Raw genomic sequence first — 20,511 nt, forward strand, 5'->3', positions numbered from 1 at the left:
CAACGTACTCGTTTCTAAAAAAATGCGTTTACCATCTTCTGCGTATCGCGTTCATCGCTTTCCACCATTGGCTCAACCAAATCTTATTGATGAAAACTTGGGATTAGACAATCAGTGGCAAGACACCCAAGTCGATCTTCAACAGCGTCTAGAGGCTGGTTTTCAGCAAGGCTTACAACAAGGCCATGACGAAGGTTTTCGTCAAGGTGTGGAACAAGGCCAGCAACAAGGCGTACTTGAAGGGCAAAAAGAGGGCTTTCAGAAAGGGTTTGTATCAGGGGAGCAATCTGGCAAGCAAATGTTCAGTGAAGCCGCAAAGCCAGTCAATGAGCTATACCAAGCATTGGCACGTTGGCAAGCAGAAAAAGAGCAGCAGCAGCGTCATGTGATTTGTGAATTGGTACAAAAAGTAGCTCAGCAAGTTATTCGTGCAGAATTGACGTTGATGCCACAGCAAATTCTTGCTCTGGTCGACGAAACCCTAGGAGCTATGCCGGGTAAGCATGAGACAGTAACGGTTCACCTGAACCCGCAAGATCTTGAACGAATTACTCAAATAAATGCTGACCTACCAGCGAGCTGGAAACTTGTCGCAAACCCAGAATTGCAGACTGGTGGATGCCATTTAGTTACTGATGATGCAGAGGCCGATGCAAGTTGTGACTCTCGGTTAGAAGCTTGTATGGATAACGTAAAGCAACACCTTTTAGAAGAGGTGGCACTGCCTCAAGTTGAAGGTATTGATGAGTAATGCAATGCCACGAGGCCTATTAAGCGAGCGAATGAGTGATGCGATCGCGTCACTCGATTCTATCCCTGTTGCGAGAGTGACTGGGCGACTGGTCAAAGTGAATGGTTTAATGATGCAAGCCGTAGGGTGCCGATTCAAATTGGAGCAGCGTTGCCTCGTCGAAACGGATGAAGGCGATATGATTGAAGCCCAAGTTGTCGGGTTTGATCATACCGTTGCGTATTTAATGCCGATTCGCCGTTTAGGTGGTCTGTTTGCAGGCGCAAAAGTTATCCCGCTTGATGGTGATAGTACCGTACAGTTAAGCAGTAACTGGCTAGGTAGAGTGGTTAACGGCCTTGGTGAAGCGCTGGATGATGGTCCAGTGCTGAAAGGAGGAGAGCGAGTCTCTCTCGAACCAAAGCAGATTAACCCACTGAAACGCCGTCCAGTTGATACACCACTAAATGTTGGAGTGAGGGCGATAAATGGTTTGCTTACTGTTGGGAAGGGGCAACGTATCGGCTTAATGGCCGGAAGTGGTGTCGGTAAAAGTGTTTTAATGGGAATGATTACCCAAAATACAGAAGCTGATGTCATTGTTGTTGGCTTGATTGGTGAACGTGGTCGAGAGGTGAGAGAGTTTGTAGAAAGAAACCTAACACCTGAAGCTCGTCAGAAAGCGATCATTATTGCTGCTCCAGCGGATGAATCCCCTTTGATGAGATTAAGAGCCACCTTACTATGTCATCGTGTAGCAGAGTACTTTCGTGACCAAGGTAAAGATGTTCTGTTGTTAATGGATTCTTTGACTCGCTACGCCATGGCACAACGTGAGATTGCCCTGTCTTTGGGGGAACCACCAGCTTCACGTGGCTATCCACCTTCTGTTTTTAGTGTGCTCCCGCAACTACTTGAAAGAGCGGGTAACAGTGAAAACCCACACGGAAGTTTGACGGCTATTTATACGGTATTGGCGGAAGGCGATGATCAACAGGATCCCGTGGTCGATTCTGCTCGAGCCATCCTTGATGGTCATGTGGTGTTGTCACGTCAATTAGCCGAGCAAGGGCACTATCCAGCGATTGATATCAACGCATCAATTAGTCGATGCATGACTGCGTGTACGCAAGAGGCTCATAGCACAATTGCCAATCAGTTTAGGCAACTTTACTCGAGTTACCTTCAAGTCAAAGAACTGCTGCCTTTAGGTGGTTACCAGCCAGGTCAAGATCCAGAGCTCGATCGCTCGGTAGCGATTTATCCTCAATTGAGAAGTTATTTACAACAGTCAGCCACTGAATCCGTTGATTACCCAACGAGCTTGACCGAGCTTGCTCAATTGTTTCAGGCACAATGAGGGCTAAGTTGTGGAAGCAAAATTAAAAGCGGTCGGTAAACTACAACTGATGGAAGAAAAGCAGCGTGATCGCGTTGGGCAGCAACTTGACCAGATGCGTCAGCAGCATGTTCATTTGCAAACACAACTGCAGCAGCTTTCTGCGCTAAAAAATCACGCGGGACAATCGGCATTGATGGCGCCAACATTGAACAGTGCGACGTTAATGAACTTAAATCGAGTTGATCAGATGCTGCAAAAAATGTTGCAGCATCACGAGCATGAGCAAGCAGTAATGCAAGCCCGTTGCACCTCAGTTCAAAAGCAATTGGAACACAAACACGCTCGCGTTCAGGGACTAGAGAAAGTACTGGAACGCTGGCGAGCCAAACAAAACTATGAGAAAGCGAAGAAAGAACAAAAGCTCATAGAGGATATTATTAACTCACGATTGAAGAGAAAGGTACTTTAGTTTAGTGAGAGCGAGCCATACGAAAGAGTCTTTACGCCACAGTCTTTACTCCCTTTTTTGCCATACCTTTTAAACAAACAACCAATGGCATTGGCTTCGCAACACCATAACCTTGTGCATAGTTGATTCCTAATTCAGATAAGATCTGAATGTGGGCTTCACTTTCGACAAATTCCGCAACTGTCTGAAGTTTCATCTCGCGCGCTACAGTGCAAATCGAGCTTACGATCAATCGGTCGGTTTCATTGTAAGGTAGGTTTTTAACAAATGCTCCATCTATCTTTAGTACATCAAGTGGCAGTCTTCTTAAATACTCAAAACTTGCATATCCAGTACCGAAGTCATCGATGGCAACTTTGCAGCCCGCCTCTCGCAGTGTCGTTAGTGTTTCTATTGCTTGTTGCTCATTGTTTAATGCTGATGATTCGATGATTTCGAAACAGATTTTCTCTAAAGGAATCTTTAACTGCGCTGCCTTGGAGATTATTTGCTCGGCTAAGTTTGGTACACCAAGTGTTTTAGCGGTTAAGTTGATTGAGCAGTAATCGATTTGGGTCCAATCTTCTACGTGAGCATCAAGCATTAGAAACGTATGGTCAATTACCCATCGATCGAGTTGAGTTTCCAAGCCAAATTGGTTAATCAAAGGAAAAAAATCGGCAGGAGCAAGTATTGAACCATCCGAGTTTATTACTCTCAATAAAACCTCAAAGCTAGTTGGTGTATTGGCTGTAGGTGACAGAGTCTTATATGGCTGACAGTAGAGTTCGAACTGATCATTTTTGAATATCTGCTGGATGTAGTTCAGTTTGTCTACTCGATCTGAATGCGCAGAGTTTAGTTTGACCCAATGTATGGTTTCATCGTATCCAGCTCTTTGGTCGCAAAGTACCGAGGCAACTTTTTCTATGTCCATCGTTGGATAGATACGAGCGCAGTGCAAGACAGGATTAACCAAAGATACTGATGTCCCTTGCCAATAAAACTGGAATTTTGCCAGATGCCGAGAAACTTCATAGAGCTCACCATGTATGCCCTCAGACATTTCAGTAAAACTAATGACTCCCGTTGAAAAAGGGGGGGCGATAGCAGCGGTTAATCCCTTCATTTCTTGAACTTAAATAATCACTAAGTTGCTTAATGAGTTGAGATTTTCCTTCATGCCCTAACCCTGTCAGCATTGAAAGAGTTGAAGTTAGATCTAAGTAGATCAAGACAGATTGTGACTGGGTAAATAGGTCTTCTTTTAGCTGAGCAATATTGTATAACTCAGTATAGGGGTCTATCCGCTCCGCTTGAATCTGCTTTTGAGACATCTCATAGTATTTGATGGAATAGCCAGCGAGCAGGTAGGCTAGGGTAACGAGTACGGAAACAATGATCATTAATCCTAGCAACTTTTCTTGATTGTGCGGGCCAGCGTTGAATGCATGTATGGCATCGTAGATGATGAGTAATGTTGCAAATGAGCCAATTACTAATGGCTGAATAATTCCATGGCGAGATAAACCGGAGATTACAATAAGAATTAAGCAAAAACTCACCGTATTGAGTAGGAAGGAGCTCGGTGCATACGCTGCTAAACTCAGCAAACCGATACTGCCAAATAGCCAAAAAAGATAGCGCTTATCCGTGTTTCTGGAGTGACGTAAGCTTCGGTCTAGGGCAATAAAGCGTTGTTGATCAGTACCGGTTAGCAAACACGTTGCAACGTATAGGGTTGGCGTGACAAGTAACTGTGTCAGGTATCCACCTAATGTTGCATAGACGAGGAAGTGGGTGTCAAAATAATTGCTTCCTATTACACCACTAACTATCAACATCATCATTGTATTAGCCAGTGGGTAAAAACATCCGGCCGTTAAGAAAAACACGCTTAGCCTAGTGGAAGCGGGTTTATCTAGTGCTCTATCATTATAGGTATGAAACAACCATGCGGTTAGAAATGGAACAATGGGAAGGAGCAGGCTATAAGTTGCACTGAATTGAACTCCTCTCCCCGTTAGCCAGTAATAAAAGAACAACCCAAGCACGACGCTGGGTATCGCTTTTGATCTATAGCGAAGAAAGCTAACTAACGCCGTAGCGCCAACGATAGAGATGATTTGGAAATTGTCTTGTTCTAAAACGAAAAGAGAAGATAGTCCATAGCTGACGAATATCATCGACACAATAGAAAGCGATAATATAACGTAGGAAAATACTCCGTATTTTGAAGTATTGATGCTCATCTCATTACTCTGCAAACGATTTACTACGCATCATAGCAAGTTTTGTGATTTCCAAATAATGGAAAATCCACAGGATACGGTTGTTTACTTCACGTTTCCTGTGGAAAGTAACAACATTAAATCAGACTGCGTAACGTCGGCGTAGGTAGCTGAAAGGGAGTAGGAAAATAAACAAAAATGGGGAGAGACCGCCACCACTGCCTCCTCCTGAATCTGTTTCTGTCACGACCGTATCTTGCGGTTCAAATCCTGAGTCACCTTCGCTGTAGTAATCCTCAGAGGCAGCCTTTGAAGCATCATAGACAGTTTTTGTTCCACTACTAGTAAGTCGTTCAATCCAAGTTGTATAGTTTAACACCTCGGTAAACACACTCGGGATGGATGGAGATTCACATACAGAAGAACCATAACTAACAATGCCAATTTGCTGATAGCTTCCATCGTTATCTAGGTAAGTCAGAGGCCCTCCTGAGTCGCCACGGCAAATACCGGTGTAGGGTTTGTTTGGAAAGCCGTTAGCGCAAAGGGTTTCTTGACTATGGTATCCTGATACAAGGCTTGCGCATTGGCTGTCTGTCAATGGGCGAACATCGGCTGTGAGTAAGTAATCTGCGCCAGACGTATCATTTGATGATGTTTGACCAAGGCCGAAGATTTGGTAAACGCTTTGTGCACTGTAATCGCCGAAGTCTTGTGGCAAGGTAATCGATTGAACATTATCAGTAATAGGGTAACTGAGTTCGAGAATGGCAATATCATTAATCCATAAATCGGATTCATTGTAGTCTGGGTGCTGCGTTATTGTTTTTACATCTTTGAACTCTTGGACATACACATCTGAGCCTGAGGGGTTTTTGACTAAGACTCGTAGGTCATCTTCTGACCAGCCGTTAGAAAAGACATCTCCGCCAACGCAATGTGCCGCAGTCATAATGTATCGGTCATTGACGATGGTACCACCGCAAACGTCAGCAAAAGTATTTGAACCTTGTCTGTGAAGTATGAGTCGAGCGAAGAAAGGGGCTTGATTCGGAGTGATCTTCTCTCCATTGATCACGGCAGTGGAAAGTCCGGGCTGGTTGTTTGCTGTTTTGACGGTTACCTCGGAGGCAAAGACTTGTAGCCCGAGCAGTAAAGAGATATTTGCAACGATAACTGGTGATAACTTCATGCATGTTCCCCTGTTGTTATCTTCATTAATTAGTATACCCAAGTAACCTCGAGATGCTAGGTTCAGCGAGAATGACTTGGTTTGTAGACGCGGCGGCGATTTAAAGGTTTAGTGGGTCTAAATCAAGAATCGACAACAAAGTATACAAGCCAAGTCTCTTACTATTTGCAAAGAGGGCCCTTTGGGAGCGTGTCATTGCCCCGATTGCTGCGTCAAACAACTTGGAAAGAGCTGGCTATTACGCTGCGTTGTTTTCCTTGCACTCGAGTCAATGACAACGCTCTGAATCCTGCATCTTGAAGTCACTTGGGTATATATGCAGTGATGTTAAGTTATGTTCTTTCTATTTTTAGCTTTTAACCAGTTCTCACTGAGCGTTAAGCTCTTTTTTTAGCCATGCTCTTAGTTGATGCATCGACTCTAGCTTAAGTTTATGGGGAGGACAGACAAAATAGAATTTCTGATAAGGGTTTACGACTGGCTCTCCTAGCTCAATTAATTGTCCATACTTGATGTCGTCTTTAACAAACAATCGGTGTGTTACTAGCAATCCTAAACGTCTTGTCGTGGCTTGAACTGCTTGAATCGACATATTAAAGGTCATCGGTTTGATGTTAGTTGGGCGTTGAAGTCCAGTTTCCTCTTGCCAAACTTGCCAGTCACGCTTGCGACGATCATTCGTCACCTCGATGATAGGGTAAGCCGACAAAAGGTGGCGGATGTCACGACTTTCTGATTGCTCTAACAGTTCAGGGCTGCACACTAGCACTAACTCATCTTCGCTGAGCATTTCACAGTAGTAATCTTGCCACTCTTCTGGGCTGCCATGTACGACAGCGACATCAATCCCTTCTTGCTCCAAGCTAAACTGCCCAACTAGGTTCGACAAACGAATATCCAACTGGGGGGGGCGTAATCTTGTAAGCTCGACATGCGAGGTATCCACCAATGCAAGGCGAGCGAATTAACCATGTTGAGCGTAATTCGCATGGAGTTTTGATCGTGAATCAAAGCCTCTGTCGCATCGACGATTTGCTCAAGAGCTGGTGAGACTTTTCGATAGTATTTCTTGCCGTCATTGTTGAGTATGACTTGGCGGCCGATGCGGTCAAACAGAGGTTTGTTGACCTGACTCTCTAAGGATTTGATGGCCTGGCTGACCGCCGAATGGCTAACCGAGAGTAAATGGGCGGCTTCTGTCATGCTACCTGTCTCCGCTACGGCGACAAATGCGTAGATGGATTTTAGCGGTACTAACTTGCGCATGCTGCTATTACTCTCTCTTTTGATGGGGTGGATCGTATCTGGATAATTTAAATCTGTAAGTTTTTCTTACAAGTAAGTTTAAAATTACTCGCTATTTCTCATTTGTTTACTTTCTTAAAATACTCCGTGAATTAAGGAGTATCTAATGAAAGAAGAAAATAAACCTGTCACCTTCATGTTAATGTCGACATTAAGTTTATCTGTTACAGGACTGTTAGCAAAGCAGCTCAGTAACGATTTATCCGTGACCATGTTCAGTTTCCTCCGCTTCTTCACTCCGGCTCTCATTTTGTTGGTCATATTGCGCTTTAAGAATCTTACTTTGCCTACTGTAGGAACCATTAAGCCGATTTTGCTTCGTGCTCTTTTCATCGCAATGTGTCAGTTGTGTTTTATCGCGTCGCTGCAAACGCTGACTCTGGTTGAAGGTGTCGTGCTATTTGCGACTGGGCCACTGTTTATGCCAATCGTCGAGAAGCTGTTTATGCGTGGTCAGATTCGAATGTCGACCATCGTAGCGCTCGTTATGGCGTTTTCAGGTGTGATTTTATTGGCTGGTTCGGATGGCGAGTTTACATGGCGTATCGATTTGCTGTTGGGATTAGCTGGTGGGCTGTTTAACTCTGGTTCTCAACTGACGCTCTACAAAGCAAGTAAGAGCGGCTTATCACCGCTTGAAATCAACTTTTGGACCTTTGGCGCAGCAGCTCTGTTTATCTTGCCACTGGTCGTGGTGAACGACGCCAGCATGTTGATGAGCTCAATGTCGATAAGCACTTTTGAAACGCCCAATACGGTGCTCGTATTTCTGATGTCGTTACTTATTATTAATACGCAAGTATTTCGTTCTAAAGCTTACCAACTTGCAAGTAGTGGTTCACAGCTCGCTCCACTTATATTCACTAACTTACTGTTTACAGCAATATGGCAATGGGCGTTCTTTGAAGACCAAATGAGTGATAGTCAGGTTATGGGCATCAGTTTAATTGTCCTAGCGACGGTAATGAATACCTGCTGGATTAGGTTCTCGGCACGCCGTATAGGTTTACTGCGACCTAAAACACCTTAAGGATAGGTTTAGCCTAGCAAGCTGTGACAAATGAAGTGTAAACGTCAGTGCCTGTTTGATTTTTAATCAGAATGAGCTAGCGTCAAGAAAGATGCAGGGAGAGAAAACATGCTGACTTTAAACTATCACGTCGAGATTACTGCGACACCTCAGCGCGTATGGAGCGTGCTGACCGATGTCGAACTATACAAACGATGGGCGCAAGCCTTTTCGCCTCAGTCTCAATTTGATGGCGCATGGGAAGAAGGTTGTGACATGACTTTTTTTGACCCAGATATGGGTGGAACGAGAGCGATAATTGACACGGTACAGCCGTTACAAAAACTGGAGTTTCATCATGTTGCCATTTTTAACCCAGATAATCGGCAGCAATTGGATGGAGACTTAGCGTCCAAGTGGATCGGATCGCGAGAGATCTATCAGATCGATACGTTGGATGATCGCTTGTTGTTGAGTATAACCATTCACACTCACAGTGATTTTGTGTCAATGTTCAACCACGGCTGGGAGAAGGCTCTGCCTTTGATCAAAACCATCAGTGAAGAGTAAGGTGAGGTTGCAAGCTAAGATTGGGCTGACGACAGGTGAGTTGTGGGTATACAATAGCCGCCAATTTGCGCACCAAGAGAGTTGATGATGGAATTTAAGGTTGATACCCACACGCATACGTACGCTAGCGGCCACGCTTATAGTACGTTGATTGAAAACGCGAAGTCGGCACAAGAGAACGGGCTTGATATGTTCTGTACGACCGATCACGCTGAATCCATGCCGGGTGCGCCTCATTACTGGTTTTTCTCTAACCAGAAAATTCTGCCTCGTTTTCTTGAAGGGGTTGCTATCATCCGTGGGGTTGAATCTAACATCCTTAATACGGAAGGTGAAATTGATATTCCACCGAGTGTCGATCGCAATCTAGATTGGGTTATCGCAAGCTTTCATGAGCCTGTGTTCCACCCTGCTAATAAGGCTACACACACTGAAGCGCTTTTGAATATCATCAAAAATGGTCGCGTTGATGCCCTCGGTCATCTGGGGAACCCAAACTTTGACTTCGACTTCGAAGCGGTCTTGAAGTGCGCGAAAGAGCACAACGTCGCGATTGAAATCAACAACACCACACTGAAAGGCAATAGCCGTGTTGGCAGTGTGGACCGTTGCCACGAGATTGCGCAAATCGGTAAAGAGTTGGGTGTGTTTTTTACTACTGGCAGCGACGCACACTTCTGTCATGACGTGGGTAACCTGAGCTTAGTAGGTGATTTAATGGATAGAGTCGGCATCGACAGCAGCAAGGTTATCACTCACTCAGCACAACAATTTTTATCCTTCCTAGAGCTGCGTGGTCGCAAGCCAATTGCAGAGTATGACGAGATTCGCAACGCATAAACTTGATTACATTTTTGGTTATGCAAGTGTTAAGGGATTGCTTTACACTGCTCGCATTAAAAAGCCGACTCAGAATTCGGTATTCAATGGAGAAGTGAAGATGTTACGTCCTTTAGTATTGGGGTGTGTTATTGCGTTGGGCTCAACATACGCAATGGCAGAAGCCGTCGATTTAAAACAAAACATGAAGCAGATGAAGATGGATTTCAAACAGGCGGCAGAAGCGTCTGATGTAGAAACCATGAAATCTGCCATTGATAGCTTACAAGCGATCGTCGAGCAATCTAAGCGCGGTAACTACCCGCCAGAGAAGTTCGATCTCTATCTAGAAGGCTTCAATAAGTTGACGGTAACGCTAGACAAGATTGAAGCAGATCTTGATGCGGGCAAGCTACAAGAAGCGCAAGATCAACTGCGTGAAATCGATAGCCTACGTGAAGAGTATCACGACAAGCGTAACCCAAGCATTTGGAGCAAGCTGTTCGGCTAATCGCTCACTGAGTTACTTGAAGGAATACGATATCAGCCTGCCACTTCGGCGGGCTTTTTTCTGCCTTTGCCCCTTTATCTCTATTTGATTCACTATCTCTAAGATTCTGCCGCGAAATACGACCTGAGCTTATCTCTTAGCCAAATATTTGCAGGGCTGTGTTTCATTCGGTTATGTGCAAGCAGTCGCTATTTGATAGGTATATTGGTGAAAGGCGCATCCAGTACTTGTAAGTCCAGCCGTTCGGCAAATTGATTGGCGATACTTTTGACGGTTGCCGCTAAGCAATCACTGTTCGAGATCATCGTCATCTGCGACACCAAAGAGTCACATTCTGCTGCGACTTTACGCTCTTCTATCGACTCCTCGGTAAACAAGTCCGCGAGATAGGCGTCTTCGCGACGAAGTTTTAGTGTAACGTGCTTTTCGCGATAGAACTGCTCAAGTGACAGCGTTTGCTGAATCCTTGGGTGACCTTTTCTGGAAATCAGACAGATCTCATCATTTAAAAAGAATTCAGAGAAAAAGGAAGGAGCAGAGTAATGAGCGAAATCGATCGCCAAGTCTGCCTTTTGTTGATTGAGGTTATTGATCAGCTTTGTTTCACTGGACAGCGTCGGGTGCAATTCTATCTCAACGTTACCGAGCGTGTTATCTGCTTCAATCTTAGGAAGTAGCATTAACATCACTGGCTCGGAGGTATAAACCACAATGGCGAACATCCAAGTAGATGAACTGCCAACTACAGATGTCACGTTGCAAATCAGCAAAGCGGATATGACGGCGATGGTACTCGGGCAAGCAACGCTTGATGACCTATTGAAGTCTGGTGAGGCGAAGTTAACAGGCAATGCCAAACTTGTTACTCAACTCGTGAGCACATTAGATGACTTTGATGGGATGTTTGAAATCCTACCAATGCCTGCGAATTAAGTAATTGATCTTAGACTAACAAAGCCTCGGTGTTTTCCACTGAGGCTTTTTGGTTTCTATTCCATAATTATTTGCATGAAAACCTGTGAAGTAGCGTTCACTTATTGATCCTCTTTTTGAGCTAACAATCAGAATTGGTTACGCTGTGTGAAATTTGTTAAGTCACCGTTATGCGTAGATTGATTCCTTTTTATCGCTCCATGCTAGTTACTAGTGCTCTAAGTTGGGTGCTAGTGACGCTGATGCCTGTTATCAATGCTCATGGTAACAGCATGGGCGTGTGGGCGACGCTATGTACGCTTAACGGTTTTGAATTGGTTCAGATAGAAGAGGGCGACAACTCTGTCAGCCATAAAGGCAAGCCTTGTCCTTTTAGCCATTTCTCGACTTTTCATCACGATACACTTCCAACGACACCGATACTTTCACGACTGAGCTCGGTGATTTCTGACAGTTACACTTATTTGGCTCTAAGTGTGCGATTTGAAACGCCAGTTCCTCGCGCGCCACCGAAGTTAGTTCTGATAAACCTCTAAAGGTAATCCATCTGGATCTTGGAAGAAGGTAAATGCTTTGCCTGTGAACTCGTCAATCCGAATTGGCTCAACTTCAACGTCATTCGATTCGAGGTAGGCTTTTGCTTGCTCAACATCATCAACCAAAAACGCGAGGTGTCTCAACCCTTGTGCTTCGGGAAAGCTTGGTCTTTTAGGTGCGCCCGGAAAGCTAAACAGCTCAACTTGGCTTCCATCAGGCAGAGCAAGGTCAAGCTTGTACGAGTCTCTGGCTTCACGATAATTTTCAGCAATGACTTTTAGCCCCAAGACTTGGGAGTAAAAGTGTTTTGATGTTGGGTAATCACTGCAAATGATTGCGACGTGGTGAATGGCATTAAACATAGTTAGTCTCTACAAACATGGTTAGCCTCTCCGGTGACTAGGTGCTCCTTAACGAAGTCAATAAACACGCGCAGGCGAGCAGGCATGTATTTGGTTTGTGCATACTGCATCGCGATAGCGCCGTGGTAGTTACTTTTGATCATCCAATCAGACAGAACTTCCACCACTTCTCCTCGTTCTAACGCGTCTTTAATCACGAAGTCGTGGAAGATCCCAATTCCCAAGCCAGACTTAACCCCGTTCAAGCGCATTTGAGAGTGGTTAACGGCGTAGCGTCCACTCACGGCAATAGAGTGGAAAGCTTCTTCTTTAAAGAAAGACCAGATGTTGTCTTTGTCGTTCTCAGCAAGATAAATACAATCGTGCTGCTCAAGTTCAGTCGGATGCTCTGGTATACCGTGTTTGGCAAGGTAATCTGGAGAGGCGCACAAAACAAGATTGGTCTTGCTGATCTCTTTGAGTACCAGATTCTCATCAGGTTTGTCGGTGAGCTTAAATGCTACGTCGATACCTTGGCGAAAAAGATCAATCTCACCATCAGCGGCACGCAGCTTAAGCTGTATATTTGGGTAGCGATCTAGGAATGGCAACACAAATGGTTGAAGCACCGAGTTAAGAAACGCTTCGGGTGCAGCCACTGTGAGTGCACCCGTGGGCTCGGCATGATCTTCCGCCGATAATTCAACCGCTTGCTGCGCCGCATTCACCATGGCGATGCTTTGGTCGTAAACCTTTTGCCCGGCTTGAGTGATGATCAACTTGCGAGTCGTTCGCTCGAACAGTTTCACTGAGAGGGCTTGCTCTAACCGTGTGATCAACTTACTTAAAGCTGATGGCGTCACGCCGAGCTGTTTGGCTGCAGCGGTAAAACTGCCCTCGTTTACCACTAAGATAAACGAAGCAAGATCAGGAAGTAGGGCAATGAGTTTTGGGTTAACCATATTTGTTCAGTTCTGCGCAGCGGAATAACGGTATTGTCTGGTACTGTTTTGTTCGGTTCAAGTGTCACTGTCTCGCTTTAGCGATATTTTGCTAAGAAGGCATTCAGGGCAGGCAAGCCAGATTCACCAATATGGTAGTGCTGCCAACAGTGATAAATAGCTGTTTCGTGGTCCGCAATCAACTCGATAGCTTCTCGCTCAGCGATTGAATACTGCTGTGAAGCTTTCACTTCTTCATGCCACGCTCGGTACTTCGTCTCATAAGGTTCTACCCACTTCAGCAGAGTTGCCACCAACTCCAGCCTTGGCAACTCTATCCACTTGGTTGCGTCTGCCAAGCCTTTATCAAGCATCTCTTGGTGTCGGTTTTCGATATCCATGCCATTTGCCAGTAATACAGGCTTGAGCTTTTCTGCGGTGAGCTCTTCTACTTCAATCAAGGTTTGCCACAGCGTTTGTTGTTCACCATGGGCGTAATGGTTCAAGTAGTGATTGAAAAAAGCGATGCCGTAGATTTCGCCGTAGTAAGCAGCCAGTACGTTATGAATCATGCTGAGAATCGTGATTTAAACAGGAAATACCGCATTGTAGGAGGGGAGCGTACGAAGTGTAAATAGCTGATTAATAGTAAAAATTGCTGCTGAAAAAAATCGAACAGAACTTGTGAGAATTTTATGAGAATTCGATGAAGTTGCTGATAGATTTGCTCGTCATTCTTAGAGGCAAGAACGCAAAACGTTCGAAACGTAATGCTTAACCTACTCAAGTTACAAACAAAGAAGTAAAGCCGTAAACATGGACTTGAGTAGTTCAACCCTCATTAAAGGATGGAATCACAATGAAAAAACGTACCCAACTCGGACTCGTCATGACTTCAGTCGCTATGGCACTAGGCTCTGCATCAGTAAATGCAGCAGAACTGGAAATCACCGTGACTAACGCGACAAAAGGCATTTACTTTACGCCACTGATTGTCGCAGCGCATGGCTCTGATCTTAAGATGTTCAGAACCGGTGAAGTCGCTACCCCAGAGTTAGAAGCAATGGCGGAAGGTGGTGATATCTCGGGTCTTGCTAGTGTCATTGGTAATGCTGGTGGTGTTGTGGTTGAAAACCCGGCTGGTGGTATTTTGAATCCGGGTGTCGCAACCACCTTTACGATGAACAATGGTGATCATGGATACTTGTCTCTTAGTGCGATGCTTCTGCCAACCAATGATGGTTTCGTGGGGCTAGATAGCTGGAAAATCCCAACGGAAGCTGGCACATACCGAGCAACGCTAAGAAGTTATGATGCAGGTACAGAAGCCAATGATGAACTAAAAGCTAGCATGCCAAACCCACCTTTCATTACCTTTGGTACTGGCGGCACAGGCGTTGAAGCTGCAGTGACTAATGACAAAGTTCACGTGCATCCGGGTAACCTTGGTGATAGCGATCCAACTGGCGGCATCAGTGACCTAGACAGCAGCAGCCATCGTTGGTTGAACCCAGTTGCAACCATCACAATTGTTGTGAAGTAAGGGGGATGTATGAAATACAGAATCTTACTCGTAGCAGCTTCAGTCGGCTTACTCGCCGGTTGTCCAAGCGATGATGATAACGATGTGGTGAAGTCATACCGTTACACGATTAACGTTGCAAACTTGACCGCGAATCAACCAATGTCGCCACTTGCGATTTTGGCTCACAATGACAAATACAAACTGTTTGAAATTGGCAAAAGCGCTTCTGTTGAACTTGAGCATCTTGCAGAAGGGGGCAGCAATGCCGAGCTGTTAGCGCTAAAGGATTCCAATGACTATGTTTACCAAGCGTTGTCAGGTAACGGTTTAGTGCTTCCGGGTGGAAGTGATTCCGTAAGCTTTACAGTTGACCCACATAAAGCGGGCTACGTTTCAGTCGCTTCCATGTTTGTTAACACCAACGATGCGTTTGTTGGGGAAACGGGCCTATCGCTTAAATCATTGGCGGTGGGTGAAAGCTACGAAATGATCATGAACGTCTGGGATTCCGGCACGGAATTGAATGATGAACTTGCGGCCACCATTCCGGGACCTGCAGGCGGTGGGGAAGGCTTTAATGCCGCTCGTAACGACACAAATGACGTAGTGGCGTTTCACGCTGGAGTGGTAAGTAAAGATGATGGTTTAGCCAATTCTGCGCTTTCTGCGAACCATCGCTTCCTGAATCCTGGAGCGAAACTCACTATCACCCGAGTCGAGTAATACAGGCACCGATGACGTCTCCTTTCCAAAGCGTTTGTAGCCGAGCGCTTTAACCCTCATGGCGTCATCGGAACCTTTTTGAAAGAAATTTTGATTTGTTCCGGTCATGTGCAAAGTGAGGATTCTCAGACGCAGGGAAAGGACCATGGAACAACAGGCAATCAATTTAGTCGCGAACATTTTGCTGGTAGAAGACGATGATGATTTGGCAGAACTGGTTCAAATGCATCTCAAGTTTCAAGGACACCAAGTGTCGCGGGCAACGAATGTCGCCGAAGCCAAAGCGCAATACCTACAACAACCTTTTGATTTGCTCATTCTTGACCGAGGTTTGCCAGACGGTGATGGTCTAGATATCTGCCATTATTTGCGTCAGCAACAAGATTGGATCCCTGTACTCATGCTGACGGCCAGAGATGGTGAGATGGATAAAGTGGATGGCTTGGAGGCGGGTGTGGATGACTACATTACCAAGCCGTTTAGCGTATTAGAGTTTCAAGCTCGAGTACGTAATGTATTGCGACGGGTGAGTCAAACCGTTGAAGTACAAGTTGAAAGAAGCGAACTTGAAGACAGCATGGATTTTGGTCCGTTAAGAATTATTCCAGAATTGCATCAGGTATCCCTAAATGATAAGGACGTCACTCTTACCGCGACAGAGTTTACCCTACTGCAGTTTCTCGCGACGCGCCCGGGTAGAGTCTACAGTAAAGATGAATTGCTCGACCATGTGTGGAACACCAGTCATTCTGGTTATCACCATACGGTGTGTAGCACCATCAATCGCCTACGCAGCAAGTTGTCTTTGTCTGACTCTGATCATCATTTTATCCAGACGGTATGGGGCGTGGGGTACAAGTTTCAACCACGACAGTAGTTTTACTACCCAAGTAATGACTGTTTAAGGAGGCGATAGGATGAGCTTCAAATCTCGCTTAGTGGTGTTCACAAGTCTATGGTTTTGCTTAGCAGCGATCGTAATTGCGCTGACGTACAACTGGCAGAAAGAAAATATCGAGTTACGTACTAAGCAGAGTTTGCACAAAGAGTTGGCAAGCCACATGCGTGATGATAATCCGTTAATGATAGGTACGGATTACAACCCAAAAGCGCTTAAGTCGATCTTTCATACCCTTATGTTGATTGGTCCGGATTTTGAAATCTACTTTCTTGATAGCCAAGGCAACATCACTACCCATGCAGCACCAGAAGGTGCAGAGATCATGGGTAAGGTGGATCTTAACCCAATTAAACGATTCTTGAATGATGAGCCATTCCCAATCTTAGGCGAAGATCCTCGTAATCGTGGCGAGCACAAAGTGTTTTCCGTAGCAGCGATTGAAGAACTCGGCTCAACCGTGGGTTATCTCTATGTAGTGATTGGCAGTACCAGACATGATGCGATTGCCAACGCCCAAGTAGACACACCTTATATTGCGCTCGCTGGGTTAGTTTTAGTGTCTATTTTAGGCTTTGCATTAGGGGCTTATGTGCTGGTGAAACGCAGTTTATTGAACCCGATTGAGCGTGTGACTAATCAGCTTCAACAGCAAGCAGAACATGATTTTCGTCTGCAGCCCGATTTTACCCGCCAAGTTCCAGAATTAGTACCGATAGCGAATTCCTATCAGATGATGGCGAAGCATATCCAGCAACAGTTTTTGCAGTTGGAGTATCAATCGTCTCATCGTCGTCAAAGCTTATTGCAGCTTAGTCATGATTTAAAAACGCCATTATCGAGCGTACTTGGTTATTTGGAAACGTGGCGTATGCAGCACCCCGATTCTGATCCTTTGATTGACGTCGCTTTCCGAAATTGTGAGAAGCTGTCTACACAATTGCACTCTTTGTTGGACGTCGCTCGAAAAGAAGCGCCCATACCGAATTACGAATATCAACCAGTGGATCTTGGACCTTGATGGCAGAGTGCGCCGAGACGATGCAAAGCCAGTTTGCTCGCAAAGAAGTGCTGCTGAAAATAAACGTCGATAGCGACATTCAAACCGTGGGTGATAAAGGTCTTTTAGAGCGGTTGGTGTTTAACTTGCTTGAAAATGCGCTGCGTCACAGTCCAATAGGTTATGAAGTCTATTGCCAAGCGCATCTGAGTGAGGATAAATCGCGTATCCAATTCACCTTCGTCAATCATATCGAGAAAGAAGCGCAGGGCGGTTCTTTGGGGATAGGGACGAAGATTGTACAGTCGATACTCATGCTACATCACAGTTATCTAGAGACCAGCAGCACACCATCTCAGTACCAACAAAAATTCGCCCTTCGAGCAATATCCAATTGATGTGAGAAGGCTCAAGCTTTTAGTTCTATATTTTTGAGTTCAACAGAGCTTTTCTCATATGACAAGGAGAGTATTGTGTCTAACATCATGATTACATTAGGTAACTAAGTTTATGGTAAATTCGTTCCTCAGATTCATTAATGCTTTTCCACCTTGAGGGATAATCGTTTTTCCTTCCTTGAATTACACTACACTTAATTGAGAAGTAATCGCCCGTGACCCCCGTCACATAAAGGCTCAACCTTATTCTAATCGAGTAAAAACTCGACACTATAAACAGGAAGGAATTGCGCATGTCTTCTGGATTTTACCAACAGATTGAACAGCAAATTGAAGAAGTGAAGGCGGAAGGTCTTTACAAAGCAGAGCGTATCATTACGTCTCAACAGCAAGCGGCTGTTAAAATCTCTACTGGTGAAGAAGTACTAAACTTCTGTGCGAACAACTACCTTGGTCTTGCTAACCACCCAGCACTTATCGAAGCGGGCAAGGCAGGCATGGACGAGCACGGTTTTGGTATGGCTTCAGTTCGTTTCATCTGTGGTACTCAAGACATCCACAAAGAGCTTGAGCAGAAGCTTTCTAAGTTCCTAGGTAAAGAAGATACGATTCTTTACACATCATGTTTCGACGCAAACGCGGGCCTATTTGAAACGATTCTAGGTAAAGAAGACGCAATCATCTCTGACGCACTAAACCACGCGTCAATCATCGACGGTGTTCGTCTATGTAAAGCGATGCGTTTCCGCTACTCAAACAACAACATGGAAGAGCTAGAGCAACAACTGATCGCTGCGAAAGAAGCAGGTGCTCGCCACATTCTTATCGTAACGGACGGCGTGTTCTCAATGGACGGCGTAGTGGCAAACCTTCCAGCTATCTGTGACCTAGCAGAGAAGTACGGCGCATTGACCATGGTTGATGATTCTCACGCTGTTGGCTTCATGGGTAAAACAGGTGCAGGTACGCATGAGCACCACAACGTGGTTGACCGTATCGACATCATCACTGGTACGCTAGGTAAAGCAATGGGCGGCGCTTCAGGTGGTTACACATCTGGTAAAGCGGAAGTGATTGACTGGCTACGTCAGCGTTCTCGTCCATACCTATTCTCTAACTCTGTTGCACCAGCAATCGTAAGCGCTTCTATCCGCGTTCTAGACCTACTAGAAGAGAGCGGTGACCTACGTGACCGCCTATGGGAAAACGCAGCACACTTCCGTAATCGCATGGAAGACGCTGGTTTCACAATGGGTGGTGCTGACCACGCAATCATTCCAATCATGCTTGGCGACGCAAAAGTAGCAGCAGAATTCGCAGAGCGCGCTCTAGAGAAAGGCATCTACGTAATTGGCTTCTCATTCCCTGTTGTACCAAAAGGTCAAGCGCGTATCCGTACTCAAATGTCTGCGGCACACTCTCGTGAGCAACTAGACCGTGCAATCGACGCGTTCATCCAAGTTGGTAAGGACATGGGTATCATCTAAGTTTCGTTTCCTCTTCCTAGCCTCCTCCTAAAACAGAGGGGAGGGATTAGATAGGAAGGAGAAAGAGCTTATGTTTAAAGATAAAAAGGCTTTCCCAACTCTTCTGAGTCGGCTCATGGGCAAAGCCTTTATTTCTTCTTTAAATGCATTAGATGAAAGAATTTTTTGTCACGCATAGAGCGGGGCAATGTTTGGTGAATACTATGAAAATTAAAGCATTATCAAAGCTAAAGCCTGAAGAAGGCATCTGGATGACTGAGGTTGATAAACCTGAAGTTGGCCATAACGACATTCTGATCAAAATTAAGAAAACCGCTATCTGTGGTACAGACGTACACATCTACAATTGGGACGAATGGTCACAAAAGACAATTCCAGTGCCTATGGTTGTCGGTCACGAATACGTGGGTGAAGTGGTTGCGATTGGTCAGGAAGTTCGTGGCTTTGAAATCGGTGACCGCGTATCTGGCGAAGGTCACATCACGTGTGGTCACTGTCGTAACTGTCGTGGCGGCCGTACTCACCTATGTCGTAACACGATTGGTGTGGGCGTTAACCGTGAAGGTGCATTCGCAGAATACCTAGTGATCCCAGCGTTCAATGCGTTCAAGATCCCTGAAGGTATCTCTGACGATCTAGCGTCTATCTTTGACCCGTTTGGTAACGCAGTACACACCGCGCTTTCTTTCGACCTAGTAGGCGAAGACGTGCTTATCACAGGTGCTGGCCCAATCGGTATCATGGCAGCTGCAGTAGCAAAACACGTTGGTGCTCGTCACGTAGTGATCACAGACGTGAACGAATACCGTCTAGAACTTGCTCGTAAGATGGGCGTAACGCGCGCAGTAAACGTAGCTGAAGAGAAACTAGAAGACGTAATGGCTGAGCTAGGCATGACAGAAGGCTTCGACGTTGGTCTAGAAATGTCTGGTAACCCAGCCGCATTCAACTCAATGCTAACCACAATGAACCACGGTGGTCGAATTGCACTGCTAGGTATTCCACCATCAGACATGGGTATCGACTGGAACCAAGTTATCTTCAAAGGCTTGGTGATCAAAGGTATCTACGGCCGTGAAATGTTCGAAACTTGGTACAAGATGGCTTCACTGATCCAATCTGGTCTGGACCTATCACCAATCATCACGCACCACTACAAGATTGATGACTTCCAAGAAGGCTTCGACGTAATGCGCAGCGGTATGTCAGGCAAGGTTATTCTTGATTGGGAATAAGGTCGCTTAGAAAGCAATGTGAAACGCTTTCAAATTCGAATTAATAAAAACGCTTCAAGTGATCCTTGAGGCGTTTTTGTTTATTTAAGTACTAGAAAACTCACGAAGAGATTTATTCAAAAGAACCCCCATCTCAATGAAGAAAATCTATCGGCGGGGTTTGCAGTAATTTGCCTAGTCGAGCAATAAGTTGCTTATGAATAACGAAATTATGCACTAGATATTATTTTTGTCACTATAAGTTTATGATATTTGGTATTTTGGAAGTTGGTACAAACCTTGTTTATAAGGTAGGAGTCATCACCAAACGTGATTATTTTTATTTTATAAGGATTA

At 45.2% G+C, this 20,511-nt stretch carries 19 protein-coding genes and 4 pseudogenes; 15 read left to right on the plus strand and 8 right to left on the minus strand.

Annotated features, from left to right (window positions below; genetic code table 11):
- The first annotated feature begins 22 nt into the window (after positions 1–22).
- Genes fliH through fliJ form a run of 3 tightly spaced genes read left to right on the plus strand, consistent with a single transcriptional unit; the run spans position 23 to position 2,541 of the window.
- Positions 23–751 (plus strand): flagellar assembly protein FliH, encoded by a 729-nt coding sequence (gene fliH, locus B853_RS19265; protein WP_038882918.1) that lies wholly within the window; start codon positions 23–25, stop codon positions 749–751.
- Complete coding sequence (fliI, locus tag B853_RS19270) at positions 744–2,090, plus strand: flagellar protein export ATPase FliI (RefSeq protein ID WP_038882914.1); 1,347 nt, start codon at positions 744–746, stop codon at positions 2,088–2,090. Before fliH ends, fliI begins: the two co-directional genes overlap by 8 nt.
- A 10-nt stretch (positions 2,091–2,100) precedes the next feature.
- Positions 2,101–2,541 (plus strand): flagellar export protein FliJ, encoded by a 441-nt coding sequence (fliJ, locus tag B853_RS19275; protein ID WP_010450924.1) that lies wholly within the window; start codon positions 2,101–2,103, stop codon positions 2,539–2,541.
- Between the two features lie 31 nt (positions 2,542–2,572).
- Here the strand turns inward: fliJ and B853_RS26560 are convergent, their stop codons facing one another.
- The 4 genes and pseudogenes from B853_RS26560 to B853_RS19290 form a co-directional block, all read right to left on the minus strand.
- Positions 2,573–3,649, minus strand: coding sequence for an EAL domain-containing protein (locus B853_RS26560; protein ID WP_249027428.1), 1,077 nt, complete (start codon positions 3,647–3,649; stop codon positions 2,573–2,575).
- Positions 3,597–4,772, minus strand: coding sequence for a hypothetical protein (locus B853_RS26565; RefSeq protein WP_249027429.1), 1,176 nt, complete (start codon positions 4,770–4,772; stop codon positions 3,597–3,599). Before B853_RS26565 ends, B853_RS26560 begins: the two co-directional genes overlap by 53 nt.
- 121 nt (positions 4,773–4,893) lie before the next feature.
- Positions 4,894–5,943, minus strand: a complete 1,050-nt coding sequence (locus B853_RS19285; RefSeq protein WP_038882912.1) for a S1 family peptidase — start codon at positions 5,941–5,943, stop codon at positions 4,894–4,896.
- A 367-nt stretch (positions 5,944–6,310) separates the two neighbouring features.
- Positions 6,311–7,209 (minus strand): annotated as a pseudogene (locus B853_RS19290) (LysR substrate-binding domain-containing protein).
- 145 nt (positions 7,210–7,354) lie between these two features.
- On the opposite strand from B853_RS19290, the gene B853_RS19295 reads away from it, so the two are divergent.
- From B853_RS19295 to B853_RS19310, 4 genes are all read left to right on the plus strand, one after another.
- Positions 7,355–8,278: a DMT family transporter gene (locus B853_RS19295; protein ID WP_010450931.1), complete on the plus strand. Its 924-nt coding sequence runs from the start codon at positions 7,355–7,357 to the stop codon at positions 8,276–8,278.
- A 108-nt stretch (positions 8,279–8,386) separates the two neighbouring features.
- Positions 8,387–8,827 carry an SRPBCC family protein gene (locus B853_RS19300; protein WP_038882910.1) on the plus strand — a complete coding sequence of 147 codons (441 nt, stop codon included), beginning with the start codon at positions 8,387–8,389 and terminating at the stop codon, positions 8,825–8,827.
- A gap of 87 nt (positions 8,828–8,914) precedes the next feature.
- On the plus strand, positions 8,915–9,667 hold the full coding sequence (locus B853_RS19305; RefSeq protein ID WP_038882909.1) for a phosphatase: 753 nt from the start codon (positions 8,915–8,917) through the stop codon (positions 9,665–9,667).
- A gap of 100 nt (positions 9,668–9,767) precedes the next feature.
- A complete protein-coding gene (locus B853_RS19310; protein WP_010450937.1) occupies positions 9,768–10,157 on the plus strand; it encodes a cytochrome b562 in 390 nt (129 codons plus the stop codon).
- A gap of 98 nt (positions 10,158–10,255) precedes the next feature.
- Here the strand turns inward: B853_RS19310 and B853_RS19315 are convergent.
- Positions 10,256–10,867: pseudogene (locus B853_RS19315) on the minus strand (LysR substrate-binding domain-containing protein); the annotation flags it as partial.
- 1 nt (position 10,868) lies between these two features.
- Between B853_RS19315 and B853_RS19320 the strand changes: the two are divergent.
- Positions 10,869–11,090, plus strand: a pseudogene (locus tag B853_RS19320) (alkyl sulfatase C-terminal domain-containing protein); the annotation flags it as partial.
- A gap of 170 nt (positions 11,091–11,260) precedes the next feature.
- Complete coding sequence (locus B853_RS19325) at positions 11,261–11,626, plus strand: hypothetical protein (protein ID WP_081641141.1); 366 nt, start codon at positions 11,261–11,263, stop codon at positions 11,624–11,626.
- Here the strand turns inward: B853_RS19325 and gloA2 are convergent.
- The 3 genes from gloA2 to B853_RS19340 form a co-directional block, all read right to left on the minus strand.
- On the minus strand, positions 11,606–11,989 hold the full coding sequence (gloA2, locus tag B853_RS19330) for an SMU1112c/YaeR family gloxylase I-like metalloprotein (protein ID WP_038882907.1): 384 nt from the start codon (positions 11,987–11,989) through the stop codon (positions 11,606–11,608). The two genes, B853_RS19325 and gloA2, sit on opposite strands and share 21 nt — an antisense overlap.
- Before the next feature lie 2 nt (positions 11,990–11,991).
- Complete coding sequence (locus tag B853_RS19335) at positions 11,992–12,930, minus strand: LysR family transcriptional regulator (RefSeq protein ID WP_038882906.1); 939 nt, start codon at positions 12,928–12,930, stop codon at positions 11,992–11,994.
- 77 nt (positions 12,931–13,007) lie between these two features.
- Positions 13,008–13,481, minus strand: a complete 474-nt coding sequence (locus B853_RS19340) for a hypothetical protein (RefSeq protein WP_038882905.1) — start codon at positions 13,479–13,481, stop codon at positions 13,008–13,010.
- A 287-nt stretch (positions 13,482–13,768) separates the two neighbouring features.
- Between B853_RS19340 and B853_RS19345 the strand changes: the two genes are divergently transcribed.
- The 6 genes and pseudogenes from B853_RS19345 (at position 13,769) to tdh (ending at position 20,175) form a co-directional block, all read left to right on the plus strand.
- Positions 13,769–14,452: a spondin domain-containing protein gene (locus tag B853_RS19345; protein WP_038882904.1), complete on the plus strand. Its 684-nt coding sequence runs from the start codon at positions 13,769–13,771 to the stop codon at positions 14,450–14,452.
- A gap of 9 nt (positions 14,453–14,461) precedes the next feature.
- Positions 14,462–15,157, plus strand: coding sequence for a spondin domain-containing protein (locus B853_RS19350; RefSeq protein WP_038882903.1), 696 nt, complete (start codon positions 14,462–14,464; stop codon positions 15,155–15,157).
- A 145-nt stretch (positions 15,158–15,302) separates the two neighbouring features.
- Positions 15,303–16,034, plus strand: coding sequence for a response regulator transcription factor (locus B853_RS19355; RefSeq protein WP_038882902.1), 732 nt, complete (start codon positions 15,303–15,305; stop codon positions 16,032–16,034).
- 40 nt (positions 16,035–16,074) lie between these two features.
- A pseudogene (locus B853_RS19360) lies at positions 16,075–17,453 on the plus strand (sensor histidine kinase).
- Between the two features lie 293 nt (positions 17,454–17,746).
- Positions 17,747–18,940: a glycine C-acetyltransferase gene (locus tag B853_RS19365; protein WP_038882900.1), complete on the plus strand. Its 1,194-nt coding sequence runs from the start codon at positions 17,747–17,749 to the stop codon at positions 18,938–18,940.
- Positions 18,941–19,143: 203 nt separating this feature from the next.
- Positions 19,144–20,175, plus strand: a complete 1,032-nt coding sequence (gene tdh / locus B853_RS19370; RefSeq protein WP_005383983.1) for an L-threonine 3-dehydrogenase — start codon at positions 19,144–19,146, stop codon at positions 20,173–20,175.
- Positions 20,176–20,511 lie beyond the last annotated feature (336 nt).

Origin of the sequence: Vibrio rotiferianus CAIM 577 = LMG 21460 (assembly GCF_002741985.1) — a bacterium.
In the GTDB taxonomy this organism is placed as follows: Bacteria; Pseudomonadota; Gammaproteobacteria; order Enterobacterales; family Vibrionaceae; genus Vibrio; species Vibrio rotiferianus.

What these genes read in the sequence shown, in the direction of transcription:
- B853_RS26565 (WP_249027429.1), bottom strand. Translation starts at nt 4,772, where the DNA reads ATGAGCATCAATACTTCAAAATACGGAGTATTTTCCTACGTTATATTA.
- B853_RS19340 (WP_038882905.1), bottom strand. Translation starts at nt 13,481, where the DNA reads ATGATTCATAACGTACTGGCTGCTTACTACGGCGAAATCTACGGCATC.
- fliI (WP_038882914.1), top strand. Translation starts at nt 744, where the DNA reads ATGAGTAATGCAATGCCACGAGGCCTATTAAGCGAGCGAATGAGTGAT.
- tdh (WP_005383983.1), top strand. Translation starts at nt 19,144, where the DNA reads ATGAAAATTAAAGCATTATCAAAGCTAAAGCCTGAAGAAGGCATCTGG.
- B853_RS19335 (WP_038882906.1), bottom strand. Translation starts at nt 12,930, where the DNA reads ATGGTTAACCCAAAACTCATTGCCCTACTTCCTGATCTTGCTTCGTTT.
- B853_RS19300 (WP_038882910.1), top strand. Translation starts at nt 8,387, where the DNA reads ATGCTGACTTTAAACTATCACGTCGAGATTACTGCGACACCTCAGCGC.
- B853_RS19310 (WP_010450937.1), top strand. Translation starts at nt 9,768, where the DNA reads ATGTTACGTCCTTTAGTATTGGGGTGTGTTATTGCGTTGGGCTCAACA.
- B853_RS19350 (WP_038882903.1), top strand. Translation starts at nt 14,462, where the DNA reads ATGAAATACAGAATCTTACTCGTAGCAGCTTCAGTCGGCTTACTCGCC.
- gloA2 (WP_038882907.1), bottom strand. Translation starts at nt 11,989, where the DNA reads ATGTTTAATGCCATTCACCACGTCGCAATCATTTGCAGTGATTACCCA.
- B853_RS19285 (WP_038882912.1), bottom strand. Translation starts at nt 5,943, where the DNA reads ATGAAGTTATCACCAGTTATCGTTGCAAATATCTCTTTACTGCTCGGG.
- B853_RS19355 (WP_038882902.1), top strand. Translation starts at nt 15,303, where the DNA reads ATGGAACAACAGGCAATCAATTTAGTCGCGAACATTTTGCTGGTAGAA.
- B853_RS19345 (WP_038882904.1), top strand. Translation starts at nt 13,769, where the DNA reads ATGAAAAAACGTACCCAACTCGGACTCGTCATGACTTCAGTCGCTATG.
- B853_RS19325 (WP_081641141.1), top strand. Translation starts at nt 11,261, where the DNA reads ATGCGTAGATTGATTCCTTTTTATCGCTCCATGCTAGTTACTAGTGCT.
- B853_RS19305 (WP_038882909.1), top strand. Translation starts at nt 8,915, where the DNA reads ATGGAATTTAAGGTTGATACCCACACGCATACGTACGCTAGCGGCCAC.
- B853_RS26560 (WP_249027428.1), bottom strand. Translation starts at nt 3,649, where the DNA reads ATGAAGGGATTAACCGCTGCTATCGCCCCCCCTTTTTCAACGGGAGTC.
- B853_RS19365 (WP_038882900.1), top strand. Translation starts at nt 17,747, where the DNA reads ATGTCTTCTGGATTTTACCAACAGATTGAACAGCAAATTGAAGAAGTG.
- fliH (WP_038882918.1), top strand. Translation starts at nt 23, where the DNA reads ATGCGTTTACCATCTTCTGCGTATCGCGTTCATCGCTTTCCACCATTG.
- B853_RS19295 (WP_010450931.1), top strand. Translation starts at nt 7,355, where the DNA reads ATGAAAGAAGAAAATAAACCTGTCACCTTCATGTTAATGTCGACATTA.